General features: G+C 45.3%; 7 protein-coding genes and 1 pseudogene. 5 read left to right on the top strand and 3 right to left on the bottom strand.

Translation table 11 applies throughout. The features are described from left to right. The 3 genes from AC1DUA_RS19205 to AC1DUA_RS19195 all read right to left on the bottom strand — a co-directional run. Positions 1 to 1155, bottom strand: a 1155-nt coding sequence (locus AC1DUA_RS19205) for a Ger(x)C family spore germination protein (RefSeq protein ID WP_477501296.1), incomplete at its 3' end; no start/stop codon positions are given. Then, complete coding sequence (locus AC1DUA_RS19200; RefSeq protein WP_477501295.1) at positions 1152 to 2240, bottom strand: GerAB/ArcD/ProY family transporter; 1089 nt, start codon at positions 2238 to 2240, stop codon at positions 1152 to 1154. The genes AC1DUA_RS19205 and AC1DUA_RS19200, both read right to left, overlap by 4 nt. Then, the gene (locus AC1DUA_RS19195; RefSeq protein ID WP_477501294.1) at positions 2233 to 3753 is read right to left on the bottom strand and encodes a spore germination protein; all 1521 of its coding nucleotides are present in this window, start codon (positions 3751 to 3753) and stop codon (positions 2233 to 2235) included. The genes AC1DUA_RS19200 and AC1DUA_RS19195 overlap by 8 nt, the downstream gene beginning before the upstream one ends. A 237-nt stretch (positions 3754 to 3990) precedes the next feature. Here AC1DUA_RS19195 and AC1DUA_RS19190 point away from each other — a divergent pair, with 237 nt between their 5' ends. The 5 genes and pseudogenes from AC1DUA_RS19190 to AC1DUA_RS19170 form a co-directional block, all read left to right on the top strand. Next, on the top strand, positions 3991 to 4590 hold the full coding sequence (locus AC1DUA_RS19190; protein WP_477501293.1) for a TerD family protein: 600 nt from the start codon (positions 3991 to 3993) through the stop codon (positions 4588 to 4590). A 29-nt stretch (positions 4591 to 4619) separates the two neighbouring features. Next, positions 4620 to 5201 (top strand): TerD family protein, encoded by a 582-nt coding sequence (locus AC1DUA_RS19185; protein ID WP_477501292.1) that lies wholly within the window; start codon positions 4620 to 4622, stop codon positions 5199 to 5201. A 32-nt stretch (positions 5202 to 5233) separates the two neighbouring features. Then, the gene (locus AC1DUA_RS19180) at positions 5234 to 5821 is read left to right on the top strand and encodes a TerD family protein (RefSeq protein WP_477501291.1); all 588 of its coding nucleotides are present in this window, start codon (positions 5234 to 5236) and stop codon (positions 5819 to 5821) included. An 85-nt stretch (positions 5822 to 5906) separates the two neighbouring features. Next, entirely contained in the window at positions 5907 to 6032 is a 126-nt protein-coding gene (locus AC1DUA_RS19175; RefSeq protein ID WP_477501290.1) for a TerD family protein, read from the top strand. 53 nt (positions 6033 to 6085) lie between these two features. After that, positions 6086 to 6257 (top strand): annotated as a pseudogene (locus tag AC1DUA_RS19170) (hypothetical protein); the annotation flags it as partial.

Here is a 6257-nt window from a genome sequence, read left to right as displayed (position 1 = left end):
GGATAGTCCAGGACGCAGCATTCTGGCGTCAGATTGTACAGTAACCTCGACGTTCGGGAAGATCTCATTCCAACGCTTTTGGTTTTGCCGCCACAGTTTAGGGTATGCTCGGTGGAATTCCCCAGCGAAATCCAAGATATCTGCATTGAAACCCTGCTGTACCTTTCGCAAGGCTAACGCGACACGCTCCTCAATGTCATCATTCATAGCGGCCTCCACGCGTTTAACCGCTTGGTGATCGGAGACTAGATCCAGTGAAGTCGTATTTTGGAGTGCATCATCTTCCGTATGAATCCAGACGTTCATACGCCATTTGCCGTTTTCGATGATAGGCTGTAGTTTCGTCTCGCTTTTCAATAGCCGAAGTGAGACATGGCCTGAGGCACCTTCCGGTGTTACGGTAACAACGGCTGTTTTAATCTCGTCTCTGAGCCAAAGCAGGCCGCGGGTTGTCGGATCATCAATGCTGCCGACCATTTTATCATCTCTGAATACGGCTGTATGATTGATGAAGCTCCCCGTTTTGTCGTGATTACTTGGGGTGTCCGCGTCTACGGGCTCGATAAAAGGCAGGGCAGCTGCACCGGCTTGATTCGCCAGCATTTGTGCCAAATCAGCTAACGTTACACTAAGGATGATTCTGCTCTTGCCAATCTCCCTCATGATCTCTGAGGAATTTCGCTCCAGCCTTGTGTTCATCTCCAGGATTTGGCGTGCTTTCCCTTTGCAAACATACATAAAGGCACGTTCTCGCGGTTGAGGCGCTCTCATTAAATAATCGACATCGTCTCGAATCCCTTTTCGTGCGACAGACTCACCGAAAATAATAATTTCAGTATGTCCCCAGAAAATTTTGCGTGGCATCTTCTCTTGAATTTTGGACATTGCATCAGCAATATCTGCGCCTACCGCGGATTTGACGAGGGAAGTCTGGATGCTTCCCCCTTTGTTACTACTTTCCAAACCTCCACCACCACCGCCGGGACCTCGGGGAATAAAAATCTGTATGGTCAATTCGATCGAGGAATCGTCATGTTTATCTATCGCGGCTCCGGTGACGAGTGCCAAATCGTTCACTTCCGTCCGATCCCAGCAGCCCGTCAGCAGCGGTGTGAGGAGACTTACTGTTAGTAGTAGCTTTAGCAACGCTGTCATCCGTGCTGCCTCCTTCTGAAAGAAGCTGCAATAAGAAGCATGCATGGAATACCAAGCTGAGTGATTATTGCCAAGAAAGGGATGTTAGTGCCCAAAGCATGCATTAATTCCTGAAAGTTAGGAGAAACCCAATAGCTGAGCAGCAGCATCAAAAAGCCAACCGGAATGATAAGTGGTCGGTAATCAGAGAGCCCCAAACACTGCGCGGTACCAAGCACCGTGGCATAGTAGACCAGCGACACTTTTATGAACATCCCAATGATCCAAATCGTCATTAGCAGCGATTCCACATGTTCCAGAAAGTCAGCGATGGATATATAACGCACTGCAATGAGGAAAGCGTAATTGAATTGGACCGTAAGCGATCCGAACATTAATAAAATGGTCAGATTAATCGTCAGCAAAGTGACCATCACGATGCCGACACTAAGGAAGCTCCACCCCAAAACATGCTTTTTTTTGTTCAAAAAAGGAAAAAGAAACGACAACATAAAAAACTGGGTAAACCAAGAGGAGGGCACAAGTGACCCCACTAGTAACGGAAGCGGGCCATCTCCCAGGATAGGAAACATCTCTTTGGGATGGAGATCGGGTATCATCATAATAAGCATGATGAAAATGATGAATACAGCCGAAGGAATAAGGATTTGAGAGACTCTGGCGAGCACCTCAATCCCCTCATATAAGACATATGCACATACAGCTACCATACAAAAAATGACGAGTGCCATCGGTGTTTCATGTAAGAAATTACCGATGACGAACTCCCCATATTCGCGTAGAACGAGCCCATTCGTAAAGAGAAAGGACACGATGAAAAAGCCGGAGAGAGCTTTCCCTGCATACACGCCTAGAATCGATTCCGTATATTGGATGAAGGTTAAATCCGGATACTTGATATACAGGCGATACATGACAATCACCGTCAAAATCCCTACAAGTGCCGAAACAAAAGGTGTCATCCACATATCAATGCCAGCGGTTTTCATGGTTATGGACGGAACAGATAAGGTGGCGGTAGCAAGGACGGTTGGATGCATAATAATAGCTAATTGAAGTGGGGAGATTCGTCCCTTTTCAATCATGAATGTCATCCCCTTTTGGCGGATCTGGTTTTTGTCCAGAGGGCTGCCGAATCGAATTCATCCTTCCGGTCAATTTAGGGCGGGTCCGCATGGACCAGATTGGCGCTCGAACGATCACATCTTTCAATTCTTTTGCTTTAATCGGCGCAAGTGGCTGGAGATAAGGCACGCCAAGCGACCGCAAGGAGCAAAGGTGGATCACGATGACAATAAATCCAAGCATAAGTCCCAGCAGTCCCAGAATTCCCGATAAAATCATGATGGGAAATCGGAGCATTCGCAAAGCAATGCCTGTGGCATATTGCGGCATCATGAAGGAGGCGATTCCAGTGATCGCCACCACCATGACCATCGGAGCCGACACCAAACCCGCTGAAGTTGCGGCTTGTCCTATGACGAGCGCTCCCACGATACTAACAGCAGCACCTACCTGCTTAGGGAGGCGAACACCGGCCTCGCGGAGCGCTTCGAAGGAGACTTCCATGAGGAGGGCTTCAACGAGTGCGGGAAACGGAATATCTTCTCTGGACTTCGCGATGCTGAGCAAGAGGGATGTAGGAACCATCTCTTGATGAAATGTCAAAATAGCCACATACAAAGATGGGAGCAGCAGTGTTATGAAGAAAAATAGATAACGCAGCCAACGGATTAAAGTGCCAATAATAAATCTTTGATAATAGTCTTCTGGTGATTGCAAAAGGGAGAACAGCGTGGCTGGCGCTATCAGAGAAAAGGGCGTCCCGTCTACCAAGATCGCGGTACGTCCTTCCAGAAGCGCAGCACAAACAACATCCGGACGTTCCGTTACTTGAATTTGTGGAAAAGGAGACAGCGGATGATCTTCAATCAGTCCTTCGATATATCCGCTTTCCAGAATGCCGTCGATTTCAATTTCGGCAATCCGCTGTTCCACTTCCTGAACGAGTCCCTCATTAGCAATGCCTTCCATGTATACAACGACGACTTCCGTGCGTGTATGCCTTCCTATTTTGTACGACACCATTTTGAGCAAGGGGCTCTTAATTTTCCTCCGAAGCATAGCTGTGTTGACAGACATAGTTTCTGTAAATCCCTCGCGTGGACCGCGAATAACGGATTCTGCCGAGGGTTCTTCGATACTTCTCTTTTCCCAATGAGCGAGGCCGAGTGAGTACGCCTGGGGCAGTCCATCGATGAAAAGTCCAACATTGCCTACAGAGAGATATTCAATGATGTCTGAGAATATCGAAGTCTCCTTGACGTCCGAGATGGAAATGATGGATGATAATTCTTTCTCCATATAATTCCATTCTTCTATTGTCTCGCCAAGTAAAGGGCTTAGGACGTTTCGATCCAATGATTCGAGATTAACCATCCCTTCGAAATAAACGACGAGAGCTCTGGTTGTACCTCCGATGAGGAAATCATGGAAAATGACATCTTTGCATTTTGTATATATAACCTGAAGAGTTCGAAGGTTATCATCGAGTGAGGAGGAAACAGCTTCCAATGAATTCGACAAACTTGCATCCATGAGAACGCTCCTTAGATGTGATAATTATCTGTTTGTCCAATTAAGTTCGTTGCTAAACCAAATATTCAAGGAACGATTTAATAAAATAATTAGCGAATTTTGGATAAAATTGCGCTGTGAAGTAAAAATATGTAAGGAGTTCGAAAAATTAATCGAAACTTGTGAAACGTGATGGGCTCTCATCCGTATCAAAGTAATGAGCGCACTACAAAACAAGTTGTGAAGGAGGTGGCCTGATTGACTATCAGTTTGGTCAAAGGTCAAAAGATCGATTTAACAAAAGGAAATGCTGGTCTTACTAAGGTGGTTGTAGGTCTCGGTTGGGATCCTGCTGTGCTTGAGAAAAAAGGCTTTTTCGGAACGAAAAAAACAACAATTGAGATCGATTGCGACGCTTCAGTTATATTATTGGATGCAAATGGYAAACTGACAAAAGAGAAAAATGTCGTGTACTTCGCGAATTTGCAAAGTCCCGATGGCTCAATAGTTCACTCCGGAGATAACCGTACAGGTGAAGGCGAAGGCGATGATGAGCAAATTTCGGTTAATTTGAGTCAAGTGCCTGCAGACGTTAATAAAATCATTTTCGTCGTAAATATCTACGATTGCGTTAATAGAAAGCAGGATTTCGGTCTGATTCAATCGGCTTATATTCGAATTCTGAATGATTCCAATAATCAAGAATTGGTTAAATTTAATTTAACGGATAACTATGCTGGCAAAACTTCTTTGATCGTCGGTGAAATCTACCGTCATAGCGGCGAATGGAAATTCAATGCAATTGGTGAAGGCAGCACGGATACGACAATTGGTCAATTAGTTAAACGTTACACTTAATCTACTATAAAAAAGCGAGGTCATAATYCATGGCGATTTCATTATCTAAAGGTCAAAAAGTTGATTTGACAAAATCAAACCCAGGTCTGACGAAAGTGGTTGTCGGCGTAGGCTGGGACACGAATAAATACGATGGCGGTAAAGACTTTGATCTAGACGCTTCCATTTTCTGCTTGAACGGGGCGGGCAAAGTGAATTCTGAAGCCGACTTCATTTTCTATAACAACCGCAAAAATGCGAATGGCTCCATTATTCATAACGGTGACAACCGTACAGGTGCTGGAGACGGGGACGATGAGCAAGTAAGCGTGGATCTGGCTAATGTGCCAGCTGAAACAGAAAAAATCGCATTCTGCATCACTATCCATGAAGCGGATACAAGAAGCCAGAACTTTGGACAAGTGTCCAATGCCTATGTACGTATCCTTAACGAAGGATCTGGCGCGGAATTGATCCGTTACGATCTTGGCGAAGACTTCTCCATCGAAACAGGCGTAGTAATCGGAGAATTGTACCGTCACAGTGGTGAGTGGAAATTCAGCGCTATCGGAAGCGGCTACAAAGATGGTCTTGGTGGACTAGCTCGTGATTACGGCTTACAAACTTCCTAATAGGTCAAAAATATTCTAAGGAGCTGTTGGATATGGCAATCAGCTTGTCCAAAGGTCAAAGAATTGACTTAACCAAAACAAACCCTGGTTTAACGAAGGCTATTATCGGTTTAGGCTGGGATACCAATAAGTATTCTGGCGGTCATTCTTTCGATTTGGATGCGTCGGCATTTCTGCTTCATGCAGATAATAAAGCCAAAGGCATCGAGGATTTCATCTTTTACAACAATTTGGTTGGTGCAAATGGTTCGGTTCAACATACGGGAGACAACCGGACTGGTGACGGAGACGGGGACGACGAGCAAATCAAGGTTGATTTCTCGAAAATCCCTGCGCATATTCACCGTGTCGGTATTGCCGTAACCATCCATGATGCAACAAACCGTAATCAGAATTTCGGACAAGTGTCCAATGCGTTCGTTCGTCTTTTGGACGAGGTGACGGGTCAAGAAATTTTACGATATGATTTAGGTGAAGATTTTTCAGTAGAAACTGCGGTTGTCATTTGTGAGTTATATCGAGACAGCCAAGGTCAGGAATGGAAATTCCAAGCGGTTGGAAGCGGCTTCCAAGGTGGTCTTCAAGCATTATGTAATAATTATGGACTTGATGCGGAGTAAAGCTTAAACTAGGTGGGGTGGTGCAGCTTAGGCATCACCCCTTTGCTAGCCAATGGGCATACTTCATCCAGGCACTAGGTAAGACATGCTGGCATATGAACTGGGAAATCACTTCTCCATCGAGACATCTATAGTTGCAGGAGAATTATATAGATACGGCGCAGAGTGGAAATTTGGCACGATTGGATCTGACTTCTCGGATGGGGTATGAGTTGGGTTGCAGGCAGTAAATAACTAGGGAAAATCACAGGAGGGTCAAGGCGCATGACAGATTTTTTTCAAAGCTTTATCAATAACTTCCTAAGCTTTTTTAGCTGGGACGTGTTATCGGAAACACTGACAGATCCCGTAAACTGGGGGATTATCGGTACACTTGTTATTTTGGAGGGTTTGCTTTCCGCGGATAATGCGTTGGTACTCGCGGTTATGGTAAGGC

Source organism: Paenibacillus sp. 01T422 (assembly GCF_056398785.1).
This window is presented reverse-complemented; position numbering and strand designations above follow the sequence as displayed.